The organism is Pseudocitrobacter sp. 73 (assembly GCF_008369545.1).
Taxonomy (GTDB): domain Bacteria; phylum Pseudomonadota; class Gammaproteobacteria; order Enterobacterales; family Enterobacteriaceae; genus Pseudocitrobacter; species Pseudocitrobacter vendiensis.
Map to the genome: position 1 here is coordinate 155,199 of NZ_VTZO01000015.1, position 22,816 is coordinate 178,014.

Consider the following 22,816-nt stretch of genomic DNA (forward strand, 5'->3'; position numbering starts at 1 on the left):
CCGGATGGCGACATAAACGCTTTATCCGGCCTACACTGCTCGCCGCGCGATGTCGCGCAACTCCCCTGACTTCAAAACGGTGACGGGTTCCCGCTCCGGTGATAACGCTTCTGTCAGCATGGCCTGCGCCACATCGCGCGCCTTGATCGACTTCCAGTTCCCCGGCAGGAAACCAAACAGCGGGGCCAGCAGCGACTCGTTGAGGCGTTTTTTATGGCGTTCCCCGACCAGCATGGAGGGCCGGGCAATGGTCAGTCGTGGCCACTGCTGCGCGATCAGCGCATCTTCCATCTCACCTTTGACGCGGTTATAGAAAAAGGGTGAATGCGCATTGGCGCCCATCGCGCTCACCACCAGCATATGCTTCGCCCCCAGTCGTAAACCCGTCAGCGCCGTATCGACCACCAGCGTGTAATCCGACTGGATGAACGCCTCTTTTGAGCCCGCCTCACGCATCGTCGACCCCAGGCAACAGAACACGATATCAATGGGCGTCCTGACCTGCGCGAGCGCGTCGCTTAACTGCGGATCGTGCGGGTTAAAGACTTCGGGAAATCCTTCAAGCGGTCGGCGCGTCGGGGCAGCAATCGAGTAAATACGCGGTTCCTGAAGCAGAAGATGCAGTAAGTGCCCACCAACTAACCCGGTCGCGCCGGTTATCAATACCTGACTCATTCATATCCCCTTTACGGATTTTTCACCCTTGTAATCTCGTCGTCCTGCCCCAGACTATATAGTTCGCAGGATTTTTTTCTGAAGCCAAAACCATGGAGGAATCATGAGCAAGAAAATAGCCGTCTTGATCACCGACGAGTTTGAAGATTCAGAGTTTACCTCTCCCGCCGATGCGTTTCGTAAAGCGGGCCATCAGGTTATCACCATTGAGAAGCAGGCCGGTAACACAGTGACGGGTAAACGCGGCGAAGCAAAGGTGAAGATTGACGCCGCCATTGACCAGGTTAGCCCCGCAGACTTTGATGCACTTCTGCTGCCGGGCGGCCATTCGCCGGACTCCCTGCGCGGCGACGATCGTTTCGTCTCCTTCACCCGCGACTTTATTAACGCCGGCAAACCGGTGTTTGCCATTTGTCACGGGCCTCAGCTACTGATCAGCGCCGATGTGGTGCGCGGACGCAAGCTCACCGCCGTGAAACCTATTGTAGTGGATGTGAAAAATGCCGGGGCGGATTTTTACGACCAGGAAGTGGTGGTCGACAATGACCAACTGGTGACCAGCCGGACGCCAGATGATTTACCGGCATTTAACCGGGAAGCTTTACGCCTGCTGGGCGCCTGATTCCCGTAGCCAATGCAGTTTTTTACCGAAGCCCAGCGTGTTGTCAGTAAACTTGAGCTCATCAAGGCGAATTTCCCACACGGGTGCTGACAACATTCTGGCGACCGGGAAGCGGCGGTTATACAACGCGCGCTTCTCGTCGCTCTCTTCACCTTCCAGCAGCCGAATCTCCCCCTTAAACTGCAGGCCGCGAATCAACGCCACCGTTTTCGGCTGGCCATTAACCGTTCCGGCAACGGGTGCATGCGTACCGGTCATCTGCCCATGACGAGTGGTGGTGTCGCTGAGCAAATAAAACGCGACGCGATCGGCGTCATACACGAAGAAGGCATTCGCACACCAGAGTTCGCCTTCACTCGCCACACACCAGCTTACAACGTGTTGTTTTGTCAGCCAGCGACTAATGGCAGCAAGCGTTTCCATCTTTTCTCTCCGTTATGCTAAGGTGCGTTCACGTTACTATACAGGTTTCAACTCGTGCCCTGGTTTCTTTATCTGGTCCGCTCGGCGGATAACAAACTCTACACCGGGATCACCACCGACGTGGCGCGACGCTTTCAGCAGCATCAAAGCGGAAAAGGCGCAAAAGCGCTACGCGGCAAGGGTGAACTGACGTTGGCATTTTCTGGCGAAGTTGGTGAGCACTCACTGGCTTTGCGGCTGGAATACCGCATTAAACAGCTAACGAAGCGCCAGAAAGAGCGCCTCGTTGCTGGAGAAGAGTCGTTTGAAGCCCTGCTAAGCGGCCTTAAAAACGATTAAAGTGATCGGAATACTCGACCAGACCGTGCACGCCGTTCAGCGCATCATCCGCCAGACGATGCACCATAAACGCGTCTTCCGTACCCGGCCAGCGGCAACGTAAGTCGTACTGTGCGGCGCGTTCGAAGCCAAAGCGGCTGTACAACGCGGGCTCGCCAAGCGTGACAACCGCGGCATAACCGAACTCGTTCAGGGAATCGAGGCCTTCATAGACCATCTGGCGCGCCAGCCCCTGCCCACGATAGTTTTCATCGACCGCCAACGGCGCCAGCCCGACCCACTGCAGTTCTTCACCTTCAACGCTTACCGGGCTGAATGCCACGTAACCTACCACGTGACCTTCGTCATCCGTCGCCACAAGCCCGAGGGTAATCAAGCCATCTTCGCGCAGCTCGCGCACAAGGTTGGCTTCCCCGTCGCCGTTGAAGGTGCGACGCAGCAGGGAGTCTATCCCCGGTGCATCAATCCCAATTTCCACTCGAATCAGCATGGCTCACCTACCGATGTGTGTTTAGAGTCTGATGGCGTTTTCAACCCGGCTTCCACGAAGTCCGCCAGTTGCATCAGCATGACACGCAGCGCTTTTGGCATCTGTTCAAGCTCAATGGCATCCATCAGGTTTTTAACGTATAACCCCAACTCTGTATCGCCTTCAATAACCAGTCGACGCTGGAAGAAGAGCGTGTCAGGATCTTGTTTACGCGCAGCGATCATCAGTAAATCGCTGGCGTCCGCGCTAAAGCTCACATCAGCCTGCGCCGATTCACTCACAATCAGGCGATCGTTCTCGACGGAGGTAAACCATTGCAGGCCAATATCACGCACCTCAATGCTTAACCAGCGACCTTCGAGAAATTCAAGCTCACCTTCGGCCAGCGCCTGGCGGAATTGCCAACTGAGCATCTGCTGCAACACCTGACGTTTAAGGGCGAACGGCGTGAACTTCACCGGCACGCTCATCAGCGTTGGGGCAACATGAACCAGACGTGAACGCAGTTTATCCAACACAAGCTTTACTCCATGAATGCAATAATCCTGTTATTTTGCCATATCAGATAAACGACATAGCGGCGTAAATCAACAATTATGTGGTAAAGACTAACCATTATTGGTGCCATCAATACGCTTTTGTCTGCCTCAAATCAAAAATAATCGCCGCCAGGTTAACTAAAATCCCACCTCGTTAACATTATCGCTATCTGCAGGAAGAATTATGGAGCTGCTCTGCCCTGCCGGAAATCTCCCGGCGCTGAAGGCGGCCATCGAAAACGGCGCCGATGCTGTCTATATCGGGCTGAAAGATGACACCAACGCCCGCCATTTTGCCGGCCTGAATTTTACCGAGAAAAAGCTGCAGGAAGCTGTCAGCTTTGTGCACCAGCATAAGCGCAAGCTTCACATCGCCATTAACACCTTTGCACACCCGGACGGTTACGTTCGCTGGCAACGCGCGGTAGACATGGCTGCACAGCTTGGTGCAGATGCGCTGATCCTGGCCGATATCGCCATGCTGGAGTACGCGGCAGAACGTTACCCGCATATTGAGCGCCACGTCTCCGTTCAGGCTTCCGCCACCAATGAAGAAGCAATTCGCTTCTATCACCGCAATTTCGATGTCGCTCGCGTGGTGCTGCCGCGCGTGCTTTCCATCCACCAGGTGAAACAGCTGGCGCGCGTCACCCCCGTTCCGCTGGAAGTGTTCGCCTTCGGAAGCCTGTGCATCATGGCGGAAGGCCGTTGCTATCTGTCGTCCTACCTGACCGGTGAATCACCAAATACCGTCGGCGCGTGTTCTCCGGCGCGCTATGTACGCTGGCAGCAAACGCCGCAGGGGCTGGAATCACGCCTGAATGAAGTGTTGATTGACCGCTACCAGGACGGCGAGAACGCCGGGTATCCAACGCTGTGTAAAGGGCGTTATCTGGTAGACGGCGAGCGCTATCACGCGCTGGAAGAGCCGACCAGCCTGAATACGCTGGAGCTGCTGCCGGAACTGCTGGCCGCCAATATCGCGTCAGTGAAAATCGAAGGTCGCCAGCGTAGCCCGGCCTATGTCAGCCAGGTCGCAAAAGTATGGCGTCAGGCCATCGATCGCTGCATCGCGGACCCGCAAAACTTTGTGCCGCAGGCGGCATGGATGGACACCCTTGGTTCAATGTCCGAAGGCACACAAACCACGCTTGGCGCGTACCACCGCAAATGGCAGTAGGAAAGACCATGAAATATTCATTAGGGCCGGTGCTGTACTACTGGCCAAAAGAGACGCTGGAGGATTTCTACCAGCAGGCCGCCACCAGCAGTGCTGATATTATTTATCTGGGCGAAGCGGTATGCAGCAAGCGTCGCGCCACCAAAGTGGGCGACTGGCTGGATATGGCGAAATCGCTGGCGGGCAGCGGCAAGCAAATTGTGCTATCCACGCTGGCGCTGGTGCAGGCCTCTTCTGAACTGGGCGAACTGAAGCGTTACGTTGAAAACGGCGACTTCCTGCTGGAAGCGAGCGATTTCGGCGTGGTGAATATGTGCGCCGACCGCAAACTGCCGTTCGTCGCCGGGCATGCGCTGAACTGCTATAACGCAGTAACGCTTCGTCTGCTGGCGAAACAGGGCATGATGCGCTGGTGTATGCCAGTCGAGCTGTCTCGCGACTGGCTGGCGAATCTGCTGACGCAGTGCGAAGAGCTGGGCATCCGCAATCAGTTTGAAGTGGAAGTTCTGAGCTACGGTCATCTGCCGCTGGCCTACTCCGCCCGCTGCTTTACCGCGCGTTCGGAAGATAGGCCAAAAGATGAGTGCGAAACCTGCTGCATCAAATACCCGAACGGGCGCAACGTGCTGTCGCAGGAAAACCAGCAGGTCTTCGTGCTGAACGGCATTCAGACCATGAGCGGTTATGTCTACAACCTGGGTAATGAGCTGGCATCAATGCAGGGGCTGGTGGATATCGTGCGTCTGTCGCCGCTGGGCACCGAGACGTTCGACATGCTGGATGCCTTCCGCGCCAACGAAAATGGCCTGGCACCGCTGAGCCTCACCGCCAACAGCGACTGTAACGGTTACTGGAAACGCCTGGCGGGTCTGGAGTTACAGGCATAACCTTTCGCCGGATGGCGGCATCAATGCCTTATCCGGCCTACAAATATATTGTCGCGTAGGCCTGATAAGCGCAGCGCCATCAGGCATTTTACCTGCGCCACCTACCGTATAAAGCTCACTTTGTTAACAACATTCACTACTCTTTAATGCAGTATGAAATGTTCAGCAGCTAACAAAGTGAGCCTTTATGACTGACAAAACCGTTGCATACTCGGTGCTCGATCTCGCGCCGATCCCACAAGGTTTGCAGGCCAAAGACGCCTTCGACCGTTCCCTCGATCTCGCAAAGCTCGCCGAAAAGCGTGGCTATCATCGCTACTGGTTAGCGGAACACCACAACATGACCGGCATCGCCAGCGCGGCAACGTCGTTGCTGATTGGCTATCTGGCGGCGAATACCACCACCCTGCATCTCGGTTCTGGTGGTGTGATGCTGCCCAACCACTCCCCGCTGGTGATCGCCGAGCAGTTCGGTACGCTTAATACGTTGTACCCTGGTCGTATTGATTTAGGGCTGGGCCGCGCGCCAGGCAGCGACCAGCGCACCATGATGGCACTGCGTCGTCATATGAGCGGTGATGTGGATAATTTCCCACGCGATGTGGCGGAGCTGGTTGACTGGTTTGACGCCCGCGATCCCAATCCGCACGTGCGCCCGGTTCCCGGCTACGGCGAGAAAATCCCGGTTTGGCTGCTGGGGTCAAGCCTCTACAGCGCGCAGCTTGCCGCACAGTTAGGTCTGCCGTTCGCGTTTGCCTCGCACTTCGCACCGGATATGCTGTTCCAGGCACTGCACCTTTACCGCACCAACTTCAAACCTTCCGCGCGGCTGGAAAAACCGTACGCGATGGTGTGTATCAATATCATCGCCGCCGACAGCAATCGCGACGCAGAATTCCTGTTCACCTCCATGCAGCAGGCGTTTGTGAAACTGCGCCGTGGCGAAACCGGGCAACTACCACCGCCGATTCAAAACATGGATCAGTTCTGGTCGCCGTCCGAGCAGTATGGCGTACAGCAGGCGCTGAGTATGTCGCTGGTTGGAGATAAAGCGAAAGTGCGTCACGGGCTCGAGTCAATTCTGCGTGAAACCGACGCGGATGAAATTATGGTTAACGGGCAGATTTTTGATAGCGAGGCACGTCTGCATTCGTTCGGGCTGGCGATGGATGTGAAGGAAGAGTTGTTGGGGTAAGTACGGTTTGTGTGCCCCTCACTCCGGGCAGTCCCCTCTCCCTGTGGGAGAGGGTTAGGGTGAGGGCATCAGGCCGCACAATTACTGATAAACCGGCAACAAATTAAAGCTCGACAGAATGTGCACCAGCGCATTGCCGATACCGAAGACCAGAATCAGCGCAATCATCGGCTTGCCGCCCCAGACGCGGAATTTCGGGCTGCCGAAGCGTTTGCGCGATGCGCGGGCCAAAAGAGCGGGTACAATCGCCGCCCAGATGGTTGCCGCCAGCCCGGCATAGCCAATGGCATGCAGGAAGCCGTTCGGCCACAGTACGCCGCCCACGATCGGCGGTGCGAAGGTCAGCAGCGCCGTTTTGAAACGGCCCATCGCGCTATCGTCAAAGCCAAACAGATCGGCCAGGTAATCGAACAGACCCAGCGTTACGCCCAGGAATGAACTCGCTACCGCGAAGTTAGAAAACACCACCAGCAACAGGTCCAGACTACGGCTGTTCAGCACGCCGCTCAGCGCTTGTACCAGCACGTCAATGTTCCCGCCTTTCTCAGCAATGCCGATAAATTCCGGACGCGGGATGTTACCCATCGTTCCCAGCAACCAGATGGTGTAAAGCCCCAGCGCCAGCAGCGTGCCGTAAACCAGGCATTTCACGATGGTCTTAGGATCTTTACCGTAATACTTCATCAGGCTTGGCACGTTGCCGTGATAGCCAAAGGAGGCCAGGCAGAACGGTAACGTCATCAGCAGATACGGAGTGTAAGAGGCATTACTTTCTGCGACGTTAAACAGCGTTGTCGGCTCCACATGCCCCAGCAAACTACCAAACGTCAGGAAGAAGGTGATGACTTTCGCGCCCAGTACGATAGCCGTCATGCGGCTGACCGCTTTGGTACTCATCCAGACAATAAAGGCCACCAGTAATGCGAAGGTAAAGCCCCCCACGCGTGCCGGTACGTTTAGCGACATCTCTGCAAACGTATGATGCAGAATAGAGCCGCTCGCAGAGATATAGGCGTAGGTCAGAATATAAAGAACAAAGGCAATTGAGATGCCGTTGACGATATTCCAGCCTTTGCCAAGGAGATCTTTGGTCAGCGTGTCGAAGCTCGCGCCGATGCGGTAGTTGAGGTTCGCTTCGAGGATCATCAGCCCGGAATGCAGCATGCAGAACCAGGTGAAAAGCAGCGCCGCCAGCGACCATAAGAACCAGCTACCGGCCATCACCACCGGCAGCGAGAACATGCCCGCGCCAATAATGGTCCCGCCGATGATCACCACGCCACCAAAAAGTGACGGTCGTGAAGCTGTAGTGGTAAGTGTCGCCATTTGCCGATATCTCCAGTGAATCATTCTTTGCTATACGTTAGCATGGCGCTAATGTACCAGTACATGAGTACAAAAGGAATAAAAAAAGCCCCGATTTCGCAACCGGGGCTGTATATTTTACTTTACGCTAACAAGCGATGATTTCTTACGCATCACCACCGAAACGGCGACGGCTGGAAGAGTCATCACGACGCGGCGCGGCAGCATCATCACGACGCGGCGCACGGCCACCGTCACGACGTTCGCCGCTGAAACGACGACCATCACCACGGCCACCTTCACGACGCTCACCACCGAAACCACGGCCTTCACGACGTTCGCCGCCAAAGCCACGACCGCCTTCACGACGCTCGCCGCCGAAACCGCGACCACCGCTACGCTCAGGACGCGGTTGCGCGTCGCCCAGCAGCTGCATGTTCATCGGTTTGTTCAGGATGCGGGTGCGAGTAAAGTGCTGCAGTACTTCGCCCGGCATACCTTTCGGCAGTTCGATAGTGGAGTGCGTACCGAACAGTTTGATGTTACCGATGTAACGGCTGCTGATATCGCCTTCGTTGGCAATCGCACCAACAATGTGACGTACTTCAACGCCATCATCACGGCCCACTTCAATGCGATACAGTTCCATATCACCGGCATCACGACGTTCACGACGCGGACGATCTTCACGATCGCCACGTGGGCCACGATCGTTGCGATCGCGCGGACCACGGTCATCACGGTCACGGAATTCACGTTTCGGACGCATCGGCGCATCTGGCGGAACGATCAGAGTACGCTCGCCCTGTGCCATTTTCAGCAGTGCTGCGGCCAGGGTTTCGATATCCAGTTCTTCGCCTTCGGCAGTCGGCTGGATTTTCGCCAGCAGGCCACGGTAGAGATCCAGATCGCTGCTTTCCAGCTGCTGCTGTACTTTCGCGGCGAATTTTTCCAGGCGACGTTTGCCCAGCAGTTCTGCATTCGGCAGTTCGACTTCCGGAATGGTCAGCTTCATAGTGCGTTCGATGTTGCGCAGCAGACGACGCTCGCGGTTCTCAACGAACAGCAGCGCACGGCCAGCACGACCCGCACGACCGGTACGACCGATACGGTGAACGTAAGACTCAGAATCCATCGGGATATCGTAGTTTACGACCAGGCTGATACGCTCAACGTCCAGGCCACGGGCCGCAACGTCGGTCGCAATCAGGATATCCAGACGACCATCTTTCAGACGTTCCAGCGTCTGCTCACGCAGCGCCTGGTTCATGTCACCGTTCAGCGCGGCGCTGTTGTAGCCGTTACGCTCAAGAGCTTCAGCCACTTCCAGAGTCGCGTTTTTGGTACGAACGAAGATAATCGCCGCATCAAAATCTTCCGCTTCCAGGAAACGTACCAGTGCTTCGTTTTTACGCATGCCCCAGACAGTCCAGTAGCTCTGGCTGATGTCAGGACGGGTAGTGACGCTGGACTGAATGCGTACTTCCTGCGGCTCTTTCATGAAGCGGCGGGTAATACGGCGAATTGCTTCCGGCATGGTTGCAGAGAACAGAGCGGTCTGATGACCTTCCGGGATCTGCGCCATAATGGTTTCAACGTCTTCGATGAAGCCCATGCGCAGCATTTCGTCAGCTTCATCCAGAACCAGACCGCTCAGTTTAGAGAGGTCCAGGGTGCCGCGTTTCAGGTGATCCAGCAGACGACCCGGCGTACCGACGACGATCTGCGGCCCCTGACGCAGGGCGCGTAATTGCACGTCATAACGCTGGCCGCCGTACAGAGCAACCACGTTTACGCCGCGCATATGTTTAGAGAAATCCGTCATGGCTTCAGCAACCTGAACCGCCAGTTCGCGGGTCGGTGCCAGCACCAGGATTTGAGGTGCTTTCAGCTCAGGATCAAGATTGTTCAGCAGTGGCAGGGAAAACGCTGCGGTTTTACCACTACCTGTCTGGGCCATGCCCAGCACGTCACGACCGCCCAGCAGGTGCGGGATGCACTCAGCCTGGATCGGAGATGGTTTTTCGTAACCCAGATCGTTAAGGGCTTCAAGGATAGGAGCCTTCAGGCCCAGATCTGCAAAAGTGGTTTCGAATTCAGCCATGTAGTACAAGTGCCTCGATATTAATGGCGGCCAGTCTACATAACTCATCATGAAAATGATCTGCAATTTTCATTGAAAAGTGTGAACCGGCTCAAAGTAGGTGTATTAACGAACAACAACGCCCTCACCCGCGAAGGTGATGGCAATCAAAAAGATTACGGGCTGATGTAGTCGTCAGCTATTGCTGGTCCGATTCTGCCAGGTCATCTTGGTCCTGGCCCAGGAGCGATAATTCCAACAATGCGTATCGGTGCTCAACATAGTTATGAACGTTGTTAGCAACCGCCAGTTTGAACAGTGCCGTAGCGCTGTCCTTGTCCCCAAGACTTAGGTAATACTTACCTAAATAGAAGTTGGTTTCACTGAGATGCTCAGCGAGCGAGGTGTTATCCGTTGCGTCCGCCTTCAGGCGCTCCATTAACGTTTTTTCGTCAATGTTGCCTAAGTAGAACTCGACAATGTTCCATCCCCATTGTTCTTTATCCGATTTATCGAAGCGTTGTTTCAACGCGTCTTTTGCCTGCTTCTCATCGAGCTTCTGCTCGGCGAGGAATAACCACAGACTACGGAAGGGATCATTGGGATCGTCTTGATAAAACGCCAGCAGATCATCTTGCGCTAATTTTGCACGGCCACCGTAATAAAGCGCGATGCCGCGGTTCAAGTGCGCATAATTGTAAGTTGGATCAAGCTCAAGTACAGAATCAAACGCTTCATAGGCAGCATCAAAATTGCCTGCCTGCGTTAAGTAAATGCCTAAGTAATTGAATACTTCAGGCATATCTGGTCGGATTGCCAGCGCTTGCGAAAAATCGTTACGCGCTAGTGCCCTCAGACCGAGACTATCATACAACACTCCGCGCTCATATAAAAGCTGTGCGCGTTCGTCATCGGTTAAAGCCCGACTGGCAAGAATTTGTTCCATGCGTGCCAGAATCACTTCCTGCTGTAAAGTCGGTTGCAATGGTACCGCGAGGACCTCACTCTTTCGCCAGGCAGAATTACTGCATCCTGCCAGCGTGAGTGCTGTCGCTACGAAACACCAGCGCAAAAAAGGCTTCATTTCCCACTCCCGAAGACAACAATTGGATGAACGTCCTGTCCCCCGGCTGCAAACAGGCATCCCGCCAGGTAAAATTGCCCCCTGCTTGCGCAGAGGGCAAAACGGCAAACCTTACTCGCCTTGTTCCGCGGCCGGAGCTTCCGGTGCGGCAGCAGGCTGAGACTGCTCGGTTGCTTCTTTGATGCTCAGACGGATACGGCCCTGACGGTCAACTTCCAGAACCTTAACCGGTACTTCCTGATTCATCTGCAGGTAATCAGTGACTTTCTCAACACGCTTGTCAGCGATCTGAGAGATGTGCACCAGGCCTTCTTTACCGCCGCCGATGGCAACGAATGCGCCAAAGTCTACGATACGGGTCACTTTACCGTTATAGATACGACCCACTTCGATCTCTGCAGTGATCTCTTCGATACGACGGATAGCGTATTTCGCTTTTTCACCGTCGGTCGCTGCGATCTTCACAGTACCGTCATCTTCGATTTCGATGGTGGTGCCGGTTTCTTCGGTCAGGGCACGGATAACAGAACCGCCTTTACCGATAACGTCTTTGATTTTGTCCGGGCTGATCTTGATGGTGTGGATACGCGGTGCGAACTGAGAGATATCGCCGCGCGGCGCGTTGATCGCCTGTTCCATCACGCCCAGGATGTGCAGACGCGCACCTTTAGCCTGGTTTAGCGCAACCTGCATGATCTCTTTGGTGATACCTTCAATTTTGATATCCATCTGCAGCGCAGAGATACCGTCGCGGGAACCCGCTACTTTGAAGTCCATATCGCCCAGGTGGTCTTCGTCGCCCAGGATGTCAGACAGAACAACAAAGTTGTCGCCTTCTTTCACCAGACCCATCGCGATACCCGCAACGGCTGCTTTGATAGGCACACCAGCATCCATCAGCGCCAGGGAAGCACCACATACGGAAGCCATGGAGGAAGAACCGTTAGATTCGGTGATTTCAGAAACCACACGAACGGTGTACGGGAATTTGTCCAGTTCCGGCATCACTGCCAGTACGCCGCGTTTCGCCAGACGGCCGTGACCAATCTCACGACGCTTCGGAGAACCGACCATACCCGTTTCACCTACGCAGTACGGAGGGAAGTTGTAGTGGAACAGGAAGTTGTCCGTACGCTCGCCCATCAGCTCGTCGAGGTTCTGCGCATCGCGGGTCGTACCCAGGGTTGCAGTAACCAGCGCCTGAGTTTCACCACGGGTGAACAGCGCGGAGCCGTGAGTACGCGGCAGCACGCCAGTGCGCACGTCCAGACCACGGATCATGTCTTTTTCACGGCCATCGATACGCGGTTCGCCTGCCAGTACGCGGCTACGAACAACGTTTTTCTCGATAGCGTGCAGGATTTCGCCCAGCTCGTTAGCGTCCAGAGTTTCGTCTTCAGCTACCAGCGTTGCGATGGTTTCAGATTTGATCACGTCAACCTGAGCATAACGCTCTTGTTTGTCAGTGATGCGGTAAGCGTCGCTCAGGCGAGCTTCTGCCAGGGCAGCAACGCGTGCATTCAGCGCGTCGTTAGCGGCTTCAGGCTGCCAGTCCCAACGAGGTTTACCGGCTTCTTTCACCAGCTCGTTGATTTCACGGATAACAACCTGCTGTTGTTCATGACCGAACACTACCGCGCCGAGCATCTGATCTTCGCTCAGCAGTTCTGCTTCGGATTCAACCATCAGAACAGCAGCTTCGGTACCGGCAACCACCAGGTCCAGCTTGCTTTCTTTCAGCTCGTCCTGAGTCGGGTTCAGTACGTACTGGTCATTGATATAACCTACGCGAGCGGCGCCGATTGGGCCGTTGAACGGGATACCGGACAGAGACAGCGCAGCGGATGCGCCAATCATTGCCACGATGTCTGGGTTAACCTGCGGGTTTACGGACACAACGGTCGCGATAACCTGAACTTCGTTGACGAAGCCTTCCGGGAACAGCGGGCGAACCGGGCGGTCAATCAGACGCGCGATCAGGGTTTCGCCTTCACTTGGACGGCCTTCACGACGGAAGAAGCTACCCGGGATACGACCAGCAGCGTAGGTACGCTCCTGATAGTTAACGGTCAGCGGGAAGAAATCCTGGCCTGGTTTCGCTTTTTTCTGGCCGACAACGGTAACGAATACCGCGGTGTCATCCATGCTAACCATCACAGCGGCAGTTGCCTGACGCGCCATCATGCCGGTTTCCAGGGTTACGGTGTGTTGGCCGTACTGGAATTTACGAACGATCGGATTAAGCAAAATTCTATCCTTTCTCAATAAGTGGCAGCACACCTTCAGGCGTGCCGACATAGGAACTCGATCTTCGTTGCATCCTCGCGACTAATGACAACCCTAACCCTTCATGGGTGAAGCCTCTCATTAGCCGCGCGAACCTCTGCAATGAAGAACATCTACAACAACAATACATTATACCCGTTATCTTTCAAAATACCGCTGCGTTAGCAACGTGCGTTGTAAATTCATTTACGTGGCACACAGGCTTTCGCTTAAGCACTATTTTTTGCGGGTACGTTTTCTCTTAACTGGCTGACATCTGGTGGAAAAAAGGGGCCATAAAGGCCCCTCTTTCTGAAACTCGCCAGAATTAGCGACGCAGACCCAGACGCTCGATCAGCGCGGTGTAGCGTGCAACATCTTTACGTTTCAGGTAGTCCAGCAGTTTACGACGCTGAGAAACCATGCGCAGCAGACCACGACGGCTGTGGTGATCTTTTTTGTGCTCTGCAAAGTGACCCTGCAGGTGGTTGATCTGTGCAGTCAGCAGAGCAACCTGAACTTCGGTAGAACCGCTGTCGTTCGCATCGCGACCGAACTCAGAAACGATTTGTGCTTTAGCTTCAACGCTTAGAGACATTTTGAACTCCAAATTTAAAAGAATGAAAGGGTGCCGATCTCTAATTCAGCAGCCCTGAGATAACGCTTGCCCATTGTTAAACAATTACGCAGACGTTAAGCCGCAACATTCTACTCGTAGCGGCCTGTTATCGCAAGAGAGGCAATTGCCTCACTCGGGGTATTCCACCACCAGACGACGCGGTGCGACACGGCCTTCATCATCGATTTCAGCCATGCCGATAAATTTCGCGTCGTCGCCTTCGGTGACGCGGACTAATCCGCTGGCGGGCGCCTGAGAGGCACGCACCGGCTGGCCGTTCTTAAAGTATGCCGCCACAACGGAGGGAATATTGACGACGGGGAAGTCCGAAGCCGGACTGTCCATCGGCATCAAAAGCGGGTCCAGCAGTTGTGCGGCAGGAATCCCCTGCTGTTCTGCCTGCTCGACATACTCGCGCAACTGTTCCAGGGTCACCATCCGTTCAACCGGGTATTTACTCACCGCCAGACGACGCAGGAAAATAACGTGCGCGCCACAGCCGAGCTTTTCACCCAGGTCATCAATGATGGTGCGAATGTAGGTGCCCTTCGAACAGTGAATTTCCAGCTCCAGTTCATCGCCTTCGCGGCGAATAAACAGCAGTTCATACACGGTAATCGGGCGCGCTTCACGCGGCACGTCAATGCCCTGGCGGGCGTATTCGTAGAGCTTTTTGCCCTGATACTTCAGCGCCGAATACATTGACGGCACCTGCTGGGTATCGCCACGAAAACTCTCCAGCGCATCAGCCAGCTGCGCATCGGTGAAGGTCACCGGGCGCTCTTCGACAATCTGACCGTCGGCATCGGACGTATCGGTACGTTGGCCCAATCGTGCGATGACGCGATATCGCTTATCGGAATCCAGCAGATACTGAGAAAACTTGGTCGCTTCCCCAAGGCAAATCGGCAGCATGCCGGTCGCCAGCGGATCCAGCGCCCCGGTATGCCCGGCGCGGTTCGCGTTATAGAGACGTTTTACTTTTTGCAGCACATCATTGCTGGATGCACCTTGCGGTTTGTCCAGCAACAATACGCCGTGGATATCACGACCGCGACGACGAGGACGACTCATCAGTCCTCCTTGCTGTCGTCCGGGTTCACACGACGTTCTTCGTCATGCTTAACCACGTTAGTCACCAGGTTGGACATACGCATCCCTTCAACTAACGAGTTGTCGTAGAAGAAGGTCAGTTCCGGCACGATACGCAGACGCATGGCTTTACCCAGCAGCGAGCGGATGAAACCGGAAGCTTCCTGCAGCGCTTTGATGCCTGCTTTAACGGCAGCTTCATCTTTATCGTTCAGGAAGGTCACAAACACTTTGGCATAGGCCAGATCACGGGACATTTCCACGCCGGAAACGGTCGTCATCATGCCCAGACGCGGGTCTTTAATTTCGCGCTGCAGGATGAGTGCGATCTCTTTTTGCATCTCCTGCCCCACGCGCTGCGGGCGACCAAATTCTTTCGCCATAATAAATTCTCCAGACAAAAAAGGGGCCAAAAGCCCCTTTTAAAATTAATCTCAGGTAGAAAGGGCTGTTCACGTAGGCCTGATAAGACGCGCGAGCGTCGCATCAGGCAACGGCTGCCGGATGCGGCGTAACGCCTTATCCGGCCTACACCCAATCAACCTTAGGCAATCGTACGCTGAATTTCGATGATCTCGAACACTTCGATCATATCGCCAACGCGAACGTCGTTGTAGTTCTTCACGCCGATACCACATTCCATGCCGTTACGGACTTCGTTAACGTCATCTTTGAAGCGGCGCAGGGATTCCAGCTCGCCTTCATAGATAACCACGTTGTCGCGCAGAACGCGGATTGGGTTGTGACGCTTAATGATACCTTCGGTAACCATACAGCCCGCGATCGCACCGAATTTCGGTGATTTGAACACATCACGTACTTCAGCCAGACCGATGATCTGCTGTTTCAGTTCCGGAGACAGCATGCCGCTCATCGCTGCTTTCACTTCGTCGATCAGGTTATAGATGACGGAGTAGTAACGCAGATCCAGGCTTTCTGCTTCGATCACGCGGCGCGCAGAGGCATCAGCACGGACGTTGAAGCCTACCAGGATGGCGTTGGATGCCGCAGCAAGCGTGGCGTCGGTTTCGGTGATACCACCTACGCCAGAACCGATGATCTTCACTTTCACTTCGTCGGTAGACAGTTTCAGCAAGGAATCGGAAATCGCTTCTACAGAACCCTGTACGTCAGCCTTCAGCACGACGTTCACTTCGTGAACCTCGCCTTCGGTCATGTTGGCGAACATGTTCTCCAGTTTGGATTTCTGCTGACGAGCCAGTTTAACTTCACGGAATTTGCCCTGACGATACAGTGCAACTTCACGCGCTTTCTTCTCGTCACGCACAACGGTTACTTCGTCACCGGCAGCCGGAACACCGGACAGACCGAGGATTTCCACCGGAATGGACGGACCCGCTTCCAGCACTTCCTGACCCAGTTCGTTACGCATCGCACGAACACGACCGTATTCGAAGCCACACAGAACGATATCGCCCTTATGCAGAGTACCTTCGCGTACCAGAACGGTAGCAACCGGACCACGACCTTTATCCAGGAAGGATTCGATCACCGCGCCGCTTGCCATACCTTTACGAACCGCTTTCAGCTCCAGAACTTCAGCCTGCAGCAGGATAGCGTTCAGCAGGTCGTCGATACCGGTACCGGCTTTCGCGGATACTGGGATGAACTGTGCTTCGCCGCCCCACTCTTCCGGCATAACGCCGTACTGGGAGAGTTCGTTCTTAACGCGATCGAGGTCAGCTTCTGGCTTATCGATTTTGTTCACAGCAACAACCAGCGGAACCTGCGCCGCTTTCGCGTGCTGGATAGCTTCGATGGTCTGCGGCATCACGCCGTCGTCCGCTGCAACAACCAGAACAACGATATCCGTTGCCTGCGCACCACGAGCACGCATAGAGGTAAACGCGGCGTGGCCTGGGGTGTCCAGGAAGGTGATCATACCGTTGTCAGTTTCAACGTGGTATGCACCGATATGCTGGGTAATGCCGCCCGCTTCGCCTGAGGCCACTTTCGTTGAACGAATGTAGTCCAGCAGAGAGGTTTTACCGTGGTCAACGTGACCCATGATGGTCACAACCGGTGCGCGCGGTTCAGCCGCAGCACCCGTATCACGGTCGCTCATTACCGCTTCTTCCAGTTCGTTTTCACGACGCAGGATAACTTTGTGGCCCATCTCTTCGGCAACCAGCTGTGCGGTTTCCTGATCGATAACCTGGTTGATGGTCGCCATTGCGCCCAGTTTCATCATCGCTTTGATGACCTGAGAACCTTTAACGGCCATTTTGTTAGCCAGATCGCCAACGGTGATGGTTTCGCCGATGATAACGTCACGGTTAACGGCCTGCGCTGGCTTCTGGAAGCCCTGCTGCAGAGAAGAACCTTTACGCTGTTTGCCGCCTTTACCGCCACGAACCGCTGCACGCGCTTCTTCACGGTCAGCTTTGGATTCAGCGTGCTTGTTGCCTTTTTTCGCCGGACGGGCCGCTTTCGCGTTACGACCACGGCCACGACCACCTTCAACTTCACGGTCGTTTTCATCTTCAGCCTGGCGAGCATGCTGAGAAGTGGTGACGTGATAATCGCTGGTGTCTTCAGTCGGCTCAGCGCTATTCACACCATTTTTTTCGTTTTCTTCTGCCATGCGGCGGGCTTCTTCCGCTACGCGGCGCGCTTCTTCTTCAAGCTTGCGGCGTGCTTCTTCTTCCGCTTTACGCTTCAGCTCAGCAGCTTCACTTTCACGGCGGGCTTTCTCAGCCTGGGCAGTTTTAGTCATATCGTCTTGTTGATTGCTCACTTTGTCTTTTTCCGCAGCTTCACGTTTCGCTTTATCAGCGGCTTCACGCTTAGCTTGTTCTGCGGCCTCACGTTCGGCTTTTTGTTGCGCCTCGCGCTTCGCTGCTTCTTCAGCTTCACGACGGGCTTGCTCTTCCGCTTCACGCTGCGCCTGCTCTTCCGCGGCCAGGCGTTCAGCCTCTTGCGGATCGCGTTTCACAAAGGTGCGTGTCTTGCGGACTTCGATTTGTACCGACTTACTTTTACCGCCGGTACCTGGGATATTGAGCGTGCTGCGCGTTTTGCGCTGCAGGGTCAATTTGTCCGGCGCAGAACCATTTTCACGGTTCAGGTGCGCCAGTAAAGTTTGTTTCTCTTGTGCGGACACAGAGTCATCAGCAGACTTCGGGATACCAGCGTCAGCAAATTGCTGTACCAGGCGATCCACCGAGGTCTGTATCTCTGCGGCCAGCGTTTTTACGGTTACATCTGTCATGCTGTTCCTTCCTGCTACAGTTTATTACGCTTCGTCGCCGAACCAGCAAATATTACGGGCGGCCATGATGAGCTCGCCGGCTTTCTCGTCAGTTAAACCTTCGATATCAGCCAGGTCATCAACGCCTTGTTCAGCGAGATCTTCCAGCGTACAAACACCACGAGCTGCCAGTTTGAATGCCATTGCGCGATCCAGCCCTTCAAGGTTGAGCAGATCGTCAGCCGGTTTGTTATCACCGAGGCTTTCTTCCTGGGCCAGTGCCAGAGTGGTCAGTGCGTTTTTAGCACGTTCGCGCAGTGCCTCAACGGTGTCTTCATCAAGACCGTCAATTTCCAGCAGTTCTTTCATTGGCACGTAGGCCAGTTCTTCCAGCGTGGAGAAGCCTTCTTCAACCAGCACTGTCGCGAAATCTTCATCAATATCGAGATATTTGGTGAAGGTATCGATCGCTGCGTGCGCTTCAGCCTGATGCTTCGCCTGCAGGTCATCAACGGTCATCACGTTGAGTTCCCATCCGCTCAGCTGCGAGGCCAGACGTACGTTCTGACCATTACGGCCAATCGCCTGCGCCAGGTTGCCCGCTTCAACAGCGATATCCATAGTGTGTTTATCTTCGTCGACCACGATAGACGCGACATCCGCCGGCGCCATGGCGTTGATCACGAACTGCGCCGGGTTATCGTCCCACAGAACGATGTCGATACGCTCGCCGCCCAGCTCCGTCGAAACGGCCTGAACACGCGCACCGCGCATACCCACGCAAGCACCCACCGGATCGATACGCTTATCGTTGGTTTTCACGGCGATTTTCGCACGAGAACCTGGATCGCGAGCGGCTGCTTTGATTTCAATAACTTCTTCGCCAATTTCTGGCACTTCAATGCGGAACAGTTCGATCAGCATTTCCGGCTTGGAACGGGTGACGAACAGCTGTGCGCCACGCGCTTCCGGACGTACGGAATAAAGTACACCACGGATACGGTCGCCTGGACGGAAGTTCTCACGCGGCAGCATATCTTCACGCAGGATAACGGCTTCAGCATTGTTGCCGAGATCCAGAGAGATGTTGTCACGGTTCACTTTCTTCACCACGCCAGTGATGATTTCACCTTCGTGTTCGCGGAACTGATCAACGACCATTGCGCGTTCAGCTTCACGAACTTTCTGTACGATAACCTGTTTCGCCGTTTGAGTGGTGATACGGTCGAAGGTCACAGATTCGATCTGGTCTTCAACGTAGTCACCCACGTTCAGGCTTTCGTCTTCGTAGCGTGCTGCTTCCAGGGTAATTTCTTTCGTCGGTTGCGTGACCTCTTCAACGATCACCCAACGACGGAATGTATCGAAATCGCCGCTCTTACGATCAATTTCTACGCGAACGTCGATTTCTTGTTCGTATTTTTTCTTCGTAGCCGTTGCCAGCGCGCTTTCCAGCGCTTCGAAAATCTTCTCACGCGGCAGCGCTTTCTCATTGGAGACGGCTTCAACAACAGCCAAAATTTCTTTGTTCATCGGGGCCTTTCACCTCAATCCAGACTGTTAAAAGTGGGGAACCAGGTTCGCCTTCTGGATGTTACTCAGCGCGAACACTTCATCTTTGCCTTCGACTGTCACAGTGATCATTTCACCGTCTACCGCTTTGATAATGCCCTGCCATTTACGACGGTTCTGAACCGCCATGCGCAGGACCAGCGTGACTTCTTCACCCAGGAAACGCGTGTAGTGTTCCGCGGTGAACATAGGACGATCGAGGCCCGGAGAGGAAACTTCCAGGTTGTAAGCCACTGTAATCGGATCTTCTACATCCATTACCGCGCTTACCTGGTGGCTCACATCAGCACAATCATCAACATTGATGCCATCTTCACTATCAATATAGATGCGCAGTGTGGATGTGCGACCGCGAATAAATTCGATGCCGACCAGTTCGTAGCCCAGGGCTTCAACTGGTGCCGTAATCATCTCTGTTAATTTTTGCTCTAATGTGGACAAACCCACCCCCAAGACATAAAAAAAGGGCGTAAAGCCCAGTTATTCTGTAGTCAGATAACAAAAAACCCCGATAAATCGGGGCTTTAGATAACTGAACCCTATAGCCGCAACTGCGGCCTGGAGAACCTTCCGAAAGAATTTTTTTCAAATCCAGCTACGAAGGCCTAAGTCTTCACAGTATATTTGAAAAAGAACTCTAAGGGAAAGTGGTTGCGGGGGCCGGATTTGAACCGACGACCTTCGGGTTATGAGCCCGACGAGCTACCAGGCTGCTCCACCCCGCGCCTGAAACGTGGCAAATTTTACGCGTTTTGAGTAAAAAATGCAAATAATGCTGGGATTTGGTACCGAGGACGGGACGTAAAATCGGCCTGTAGTATAAAGAAGAAAGTAACATCCTGTCAACCTCACATTCTATGCAGCGGACAAGCAGTATTACTGGCAGTAATGTGTCACAAGCGATACACCGCAGCAATAAGGATTTTTCACTGAAAATCACACGAAGCACTTCCGGTATTGCGCAAAAGATGATTAAATTAAAACTCATTTATTTTGCATAAAAATTCACTGAGAGCGAAAAAGCGTTTTCTCCATCAGTCTATCAAAGCAGGGTTTTACTTTATGACGACGATTCTCAAGCATCTTCCGGTAGGTCAACGTATTGGTATCGCCTTCTCCGGCGGTCTGGACACCAGCGCGGCGCTGCTGTGGATGCGACAAAAAGGAGCAGTGCCTTACGCCTATACTGCAAACCTGGGCCAGCCTGATGAAGAAGACTACGACGCTATCCCACGCCGTGCCATGGAATACGGCGCAGAGAACGCTCGTCTGATCGACTGCCGTAAGCAGCTGGTTGCAGAAGGTATAGCCGCTATTCAATGTGGCGCCTTCCACAATACCACCGGCGGCCTGACCTACTTCAACACAACCCCACTCGGTCGCGCCGTTACCGGCACCATGCTGGTTGCCGCCATGAAAGAAGATGGTGTGAACATTTGGGGCGACGGCAGCACCTATAAAGGCAACGATATTGAACGTTTCTATCGTTATGGCCTGCTGACCAACGCCGAACTGCAGATTTACAAACCGTGGCTCGATAGCGACTTTATCGATGAGCTGGGCGGTCGTCATGAGATGTCTGAGTTCATGATTTCCTGCGGCTTCGACTACAAAATGTCCGTCGAGAAAGCTTACTCCACCGACTCCAACATGCTTGGCGCAACGCACGAAGCGAAAGACCTGGAATTCCTCAACTCCAGCGTCAAAATCGTTAACCCGATTATGGGTGTGAAATTCTGGGATGAGAACGTGAAGATCCCGGCAGAAGAAGTGACCGTGCGTTTTGAACAGGGTCATCCGGTCGCGCTGAACGGTAAAACCTTCAGTGACGACGTGGAGATGATGCTGGAAGCAAATCGCATTGGCGGCCGTCACGGTCTGGGCATGAGCGATCAGATTGAAAACCGTATCATTGAAGCGAAAAGTCGTGGCATCTACGAAGCCCCGGGGATGGCGCTGCTGCATATCGCTTACGAGCGTCTGCTGACCGGCATTCATAACGAAGACACTATCGAGCAATATCATGCGCATGGTCGTCAGTTGGGTCGTCTGCTGTACCAGGGCCGTTGGTTCGATTCTCAGGCGCTGATGCTGCGTGATTCACTGCAACGCTGGGTCGCAAGCCAGATTACCGGCGAAGTCACGCTGGAACTGCGTCGCGGGAACGACTACTCCATTCTGAATACCGTGTCTGACAACCTGACCTATAAAGCAGAGCGTCTGACGATGGAGAAAGGCGACTCCATGTTCTCTGCCGAAGATCGTATCGGTCAGTTGACTATGCGTAACCTGGATATCACCGACACGCGCGATAAGTTGTTCGGTTATGCAAAAACTGGCCTGCTCTCTTCCTCAGCCGCCAGCGGCGTGCCGCAGGTTGAGAATCTGGAGAAGAAAGGGAAGTAATTGCTTCTCTGTTGATGTATGCAAAAAGCCGCGAAAGCGGCTTTTTTTGTGGGCAGGTTGTACCGACGTCTGGCGATTCTGCTGCTTGCACAGTGCCTGATGGCGCTGCGCTTATCAGGCCTACGAAGCGTGCGGTGTTTGGTATTTGGTGTTCGATGTTCGGTGCATCTGTAGGCCGGATAAGGCGAAGCCGCCATCCGGCAACTCTGCCGCGAGCACAATGCCTGATGCGCTACGCTTATCAGGCCTACGTTTACTACAGACGAAAAAAAAGACGCTTTTCAGCGTCTTTCTTTCGGAATATTGGTACTGAGGATGGGACTCGAACCCACAAGCCCGTTAGGGCACTACCACCTCAAGGTAGCGTGTCTACCAATTCCACCACCTCAGCACAGATACTACTCTTAGTGTGGGATATCGCTGGTCGGCTGAGCCGGTGCAGCTGGCTGAGTTTGCTCGGTTTTCGGCGCACTCAGATTTTCCCACTCGCTTCCTTTATTGGTCTTGTTGCTGTTAATGTTACCCAGCGCCAGACTGATAATGAAGAACAACGTTGCCAGAACTGCGGTCATGCGGGTCATGAAGTTACCAGAACCACTTGAACCAAACAGCGTGCCGGAAGCGCCTGCTCCGAAGGAGGCTCCCATATCAGCGCCTTTACCTTGCTGCAGCATGATCAGACCAACAAGGCCAATCGCTACAATAAGGAAAACTACTAAAAGAGCTTCGTACATAATCAACCTGTTCCTTGCGGAGTTGCCGCATACCAATTGCTTCGACCAATTAAAGTGGGCTTTTTTAATGTTTCCCACTGAAGCGGGTGTGAATA

Annotated in this window: 22 protein-coding genes and 2 tRNA genes; 6 read left to right on the forward strand and 18 right to left on the reverse strand. The window is 54.2% G+C overall.

Going from position 1 to position 22,816, the window contains the following annotated elements; translation table 11 throughout:
• Positions 1-30 precede the first annotated feature (30 nt).
• The gene (locus F0Q32_RS16740; RefSeq protein WP_149463974.1) at positions 31-675 is read right to left on the reverse strand and encodes an NAD(P)H-binding protein; all 645 of its coding nucleotides are present in this window, start codon (positions 673-675) and stop codon (positions 31-33) included.
• A gap of 103 nt (positions 676-778) precedes the next feature.
• Here F0Q32_RS16740 and F0Q32_RS16745 point away from each other — a divergent pair, with 103 nt between their 5' ends.
• The gene (locus tag F0Q32_RS16745) at positions 779-1,297 is read left to right on the forward strand and encodes a type 1 glutamine amidotransferase domain-containing protein (protein WP_149463975.1); all 519 of its coding nucleotides are present in this window, start codon (positions 779-781) and stop codon (positions 1,295-1,297) included.
• Here F0Q32_RS16745 and F0Q32_RS16750 read toward each other — a convergent pair.
• Positions 1,277-1,720, reverse strand: a complete 444-nt coding sequence (locus F0Q32_RS16750; protein WP_149463976.1) for a YhbP family protein — start codon at positions 1,718-1,720, stop codon at positions 1,277-1,279. The two genes, F0Q32_RS16745 and F0Q32_RS16750, sit on opposite strands and share 21 nt — an antisense overlap.
• Before the next feature lie 54 nt (positions 1,721-1,774).
• Between F0Q32_RS16750 and F0Q32_RS16755 the strand changes: the two genes are divergently transcribed.
• Entirely contained in the window at positions 1,775-2,059 is a 285-nt protein-coding gene (locus F0Q32_RS16755) for a GIY-YIG nuclease family protein (protein ID WP_108474997.1), read from the forward strand.
• Here the strand turns inward: F0Q32_RS16755 and F0Q32_RS16760 are convergent.
• Complete coding sequence (locus tag F0Q32_RS16760; RefSeq protein WP_149463977.1) at positions 2,046-2,549, reverse strand: GNAT family N-acetyltransferase; 504 nt, start codon at positions 2,547-2,549, stop codon at positions 2,046-2,048. The genes F0Q32_RS16755 and F0Q32_RS16760 overlap by 14 nt on opposite strands.
• Positions 2,543-3,067: an SCP2 domain-containing protein gene (locus F0Q32_RS16765; RefSeq protein WP_108474995.1), complete on the reverse strand. Its 525-nt coding sequence runs from the start codon at positions 3,065-3,067 to the stop codon at positions 2,543-2,545. The genes F0Q32_RS16760 and F0Q32_RS16765 overlap by 7 nt, the downstream gene beginning before the upstream one ends.
• Positions 3,068-3,272: 205 nt before the next feature.
• Between F0Q32_RS16765 and F0Q32_RS16770 the strand changes: the two genes are divergently transcribed.
• From F0Q32_RS16770 to F0Q32_RS16780, 3 genes are all read left to right on the forward strand, one after another.
• Positions 3,273-4,268 (forward strand): peptidase U32 family protein, encoded by a 996-nt coding sequence (locus tag F0Q32_RS16770; protein ID WP_015962877.1) that lies wholly within the window; start codon positions 3,273-3,275, stop codon positions 4,266-4,268.
• Between the two features lie 8 nt (positions 4,269-4,276).
• Entirely contained in the window at positions 4,277-5,155 is an 879-nt protein-coding gene (locus F0Q32_RS16775; RefSeq protein ID WP_149463978.1) for a U32 family peptidase, read from the forward strand.
• Positions 5,156-5,342: 187 nt separating this feature from the next.
• A complete protein-coding gene (locus F0Q32_RS16780; protein WP_149463979.1) occupies positions 5,343-6,350 on the forward strand; it encodes a luciferase-like monooxygenase in 1,008 nt (335 codons plus the stop codon).
• An 81-nt stretch (positions 6,351-6,431) separates the two neighbouring features.
• Here F0Q32_RS16780 and mtr read toward each other — a convergent pair whose 3' ends face one another.
• The 12 genes from mtr to F0Q32_RS16840 all read right to left on the reverse strand — a co-directional run bounded on the left by mtr (position 6,432) and on the right by F0Q32_RS16840 (position 20,306).
• Positions 6,432-7,676 (reverse strand): tryptophan permease, encoded by a 1,245-nt coding sequence (gene mtr / locus F0Q32_RS16785; protein ID WP_149463980.1) that lies wholly within the window; start codon positions 7,674-7,676, stop codon positions 6,432-6,434.
• A gap of 145 nt (positions 7,677-7,821) precedes the next feature.
• Entirely contained in the window at positions 7,822-9,759 is a 1,938-nt protein-coding gene (deaD, locus tag F0Q32_RS16790) for an ATP-dependent RNA helicase DeaD (RefSeq protein ID WP_149463981.1), read from the reverse strand.
• Positions 9,752-9,832, reverse strand: a complete 81-nt coding sequence (yrbN, locus tag F0Q32_RS16795; protein ID WP_149464056.1) for a protein YrbN — start codon at positions 9,830-9,832, stop codon at positions 9,752-9,754. Before yrbN ends, deaD begins: the two co-directional genes overlap by 8 nt.
• 105 nt (positions 9,833-9,937) lie before the next feature.
• The gene (nlpI, locus tag F0Q32_RS16800; protein ID WP_149463982.1) at positions 9,938-10,822 is read right to left on the reverse strand and encodes a lipoprotein NlpI; all 885 of its coding nucleotides are present in this window, start codon (positions 10,820-10,822) and stop codon (positions 9,938-9,940) included.
• 111 nt (positions 10,823-10,933) lie between these two features.
• A complete protein-coding gene (gene pnp, locus F0Q32_RS16805) occupies positions 10,934-13,069 on the reverse strand; it encodes a polyribonucleotide nucleotidyltransferase (RefSeq protein WP_149463983.1) in 2,136 nt (711 codons plus the stop codon).
• Between the two features lie 346 nt (positions 13,070-13,415).
• Positions 13,416-13,685 carry a 30S ribosomal protein S15 gene (rpsO, locus tag F0Q32_RS16810; protein WP_015962870.1) on the reverse strand — a complete coding sequence of 90 codons (270 nt, stop codon included), beginning with the start codon at positions 13,683-13,685 and terminating at the stop codon, positions 13,416-13,418.
• 150 nt (positions 13,686-13,835) lie between these two features.
• Positions 13,836-14,780 (reverse strand): tRNA pseudouridine(55) synthase TruB, encoded by a 945-nt coding sequence (truB, locus tag F0Q32_RS16815; protein WP_149463984.1) that lies wholly within the window; start codon positions 14,778-14,780, stop codon positions 13,836-13,838.
• On the reverse strand, positions 14,780-15,181 hold the full coding sequence (gene rbfA / locus F0Q32_RS16820) for a 30S ribosome-binding factor RbfA (RefSeq protein ID WP_015962868.1): 402 nt from the start codon (positions 15,179-15,181) through the stop codon (positions 14,780-14,782). The genes truB and rbfA overlap by 1 nt, the downstream gene beginning before the upstream one ends.
• A 161-nt stretch (positions 15,182-15,342) precedes the next feature.
• Positions 15,343-18,030 (reverse strand): translation initiation factor IF-2, encoded by a 2,688-nt coding sequence (gene infB, locus F0Q32_RS16825; RefSeq protein ID WP_149463985.1) that lies wholly within the window; start codon positions 18,028-18,030, stop codon positions 15,343-15,345.
• 24 nt (positions 18,031-18,054) lie between these two features.
• On the reverse strand, positions 18,055-19,542 hold the full coding sequence (gene nusA, locus F0Q32_RS16830) for a transcription termination factor NusA (protein ID WP_015962866.1): 1,488 nt from the start codon (positions 19,540-19,542) through the stop codon (positions 18,055-18,057).
• 27 nt (positions 19,543-19,569) lie between these two features.
• Positions 19,570-20,022, reverse strand: a complete 453-nt coding sequence (gene rimP / locus F0Q32_RS16835; RefSeq protein ID WP_015962865.1) for a ribosome maturation factor RimP — start codon at positions 20,020-20,022, stop codon at positions 19,570-19,572.
• A 207-nt stretch (positions 20,023-20,229) separates the two neighbouring features.
• Positions 20,230-20,306: transfer RNA gene (locus tag F0Q32_RS16840), tRNA-Met, on the reverse strand.
• A gap of 337 nt (positions 20,307-20,643) precedes the next feature.
• On the opposite strand from F0Q32_RS16840, the gene argG reads away from it, so the two are divergent.
• The gene (gene argG, locus F0Q32_RS16845) at positions 20,644-21,987 is read left to right on the forward strand and encodes an argininosuccinate synthase (RefSeq protein ID WP_149463986.1); all 1,344 of its coding nucleotides are present in this window, start codon (positions 20,644-20,646) and stop codon (positions 21,985-21,987) included.
• Positions 21,988-22,291: 304 nt separating this feature from the next.
• Here the strand turns inward: argG and F0Q32_RS16850 are convergent.
• Positions 22,292-22,378 (reverse strand) — tRNA-Leu (locus tag F0Q32_RS16850).
• Positions 22,379-22,391: 13 nt separating this feature from the next.
• The gene (gene secG / locus F0Q32_RS16855; protein WP_015962861.1) at positions 22,392-22,721 is read right to left on the reverse strand and encodes a preprotein translocase subunit SecG; all 330 of its coding nucleotides are present in this window, start codon (positions 22,719-22,721) and stop codon (positions 22,392-22,394) included.
• Positions 22,722-22,816: the final 95 nt, after the last annotated feature.

Excerpts from the sequence above, each read along its gene's own strand:
- infB (WP_149463985.1), bottom strand. The coding sequence starts at position 18,030 with ATGACAGATGTAACCGTAAAAACGCTGGCCGCAGAGATACAGACCTCG.
- argG (WP_149463986.1), top strand. The coding sequence starts at position 20,644 with ATGACGACGATTCTCAAGCATCTTCCGGTAGGTCAACGTATTGGTATC.
- nlpI (WP_149463982.1), bottom strand. The coding sequence starts at position 10,822 with ATGAAGCCTTTTTTGCGCTGGTGTTTCGTAGCGACAGCACTCACGCTG.
- F0Q32_RS16745 (WP_149463975.1), top strand. The coding sequence starts at position 779 with ATGAGCAAGAAAATAGCCGTCTTGATCACCGACGAGTTTGAAGATTCA.
- deaD (WP_149463981.1), bottom strand. The coding sequence starts at position 9,759 with ATGGCTGAATTCGAAACCACTTTTGCAGATCTGGGCCTGAAGGCTCCT.
- rpsO (WP_015962870.1), bottom strand. The coding sequence starts at position 13,685 with ATGTCTCTAAGCGTTGAAGCTAAAGCACAAATCGTTTCTGAGTTCGGT.
- F0Q32_RS16780 (WP_149463979.1), top strand. The coding sequence starts at position 5,343 with ATGACTGACAAAACCGTTGCATACTCGGTGCTCGATCTCGCGCCGATC.
- rbfA (WP_015962868.1), bottom strand. The coding sequence starts at position 15,181 with ATGGCGAAAGAATTTGGTCGCCCGCAGCGCGTGGGGCAGGAGATGCAA.
- yrbN (WP_149464056.1), bottom strand. The coding sequence starts at position 9,832 with ATGAAAATTGCAGATCATTTTCATGATGAGTTATGTAGACTGGCCGCC.
- nusA (WP_015962866.1), bottom strand. The coding sequence starts at position 19,542 with ATGAACAAAGAAATTTTGGCTGTTGTTGAAGCCGTCTCCAATGAGAAA.
- F0Q32_RS16740 (WP_149463974.1), bottom strand. The coding sequence starts at position 675 with ATGAGTCAGGTATTGATAACCGGCGCGACCGGGTTAGTTGGTGGGCAC.
- F0Q32_RS16770 (WP_015962877.1), top strand. The coding sequence starts at position 3,273 with ATGGAGCTGCTCTGCCCTGCCGGAAATCTCCCGGCGCTGAAGGCGGCC.
- mtr (WP_149463980.1), bottom strand. The coding sequence starts at position 7,676 with ATGGCGACACTTACCACTACAGCTTCACGACCGTCACTTTTTGGTGGC.
- F0Q32_RS16750 (WP_149463976.1), bottom strand. The coding sequence starts at position 1,720 with ATGGAAACGCTTGCTGCCATTAGTCGCTGGCTGACAAAACAACACGTT.
- F0Q32_RS16760 (WP_149463977.1), bottom strand. The coding sequence starts at position 2,549 with ATGCTGATTCGAGTGGAAATTGGGATTGATGCACCGGGGATAGACTCC.
- truB (WP_149463984.1), bottom strand. The coding sequence starts at position 14,780 with ATGAGTCGTCCTCGTCGTCGCGGTCGTGATATCCACGGCGTATTGTTG.
- secG (WP_015962861.1), bottom strand. The coding sequence starts at position 22,721 with ATGTACGAAGCTCTTTTAGTAGTTTTCCTTATTGTAGCGATTGGCCTT.
- F0Q32_RS16775 (WP_149463978.1), top strand. The coding sequence starts at position 4,277 with ATGAAATATTCATTAGGGCCGGTGCTGTACTACTGGCCAAAAGAGACG.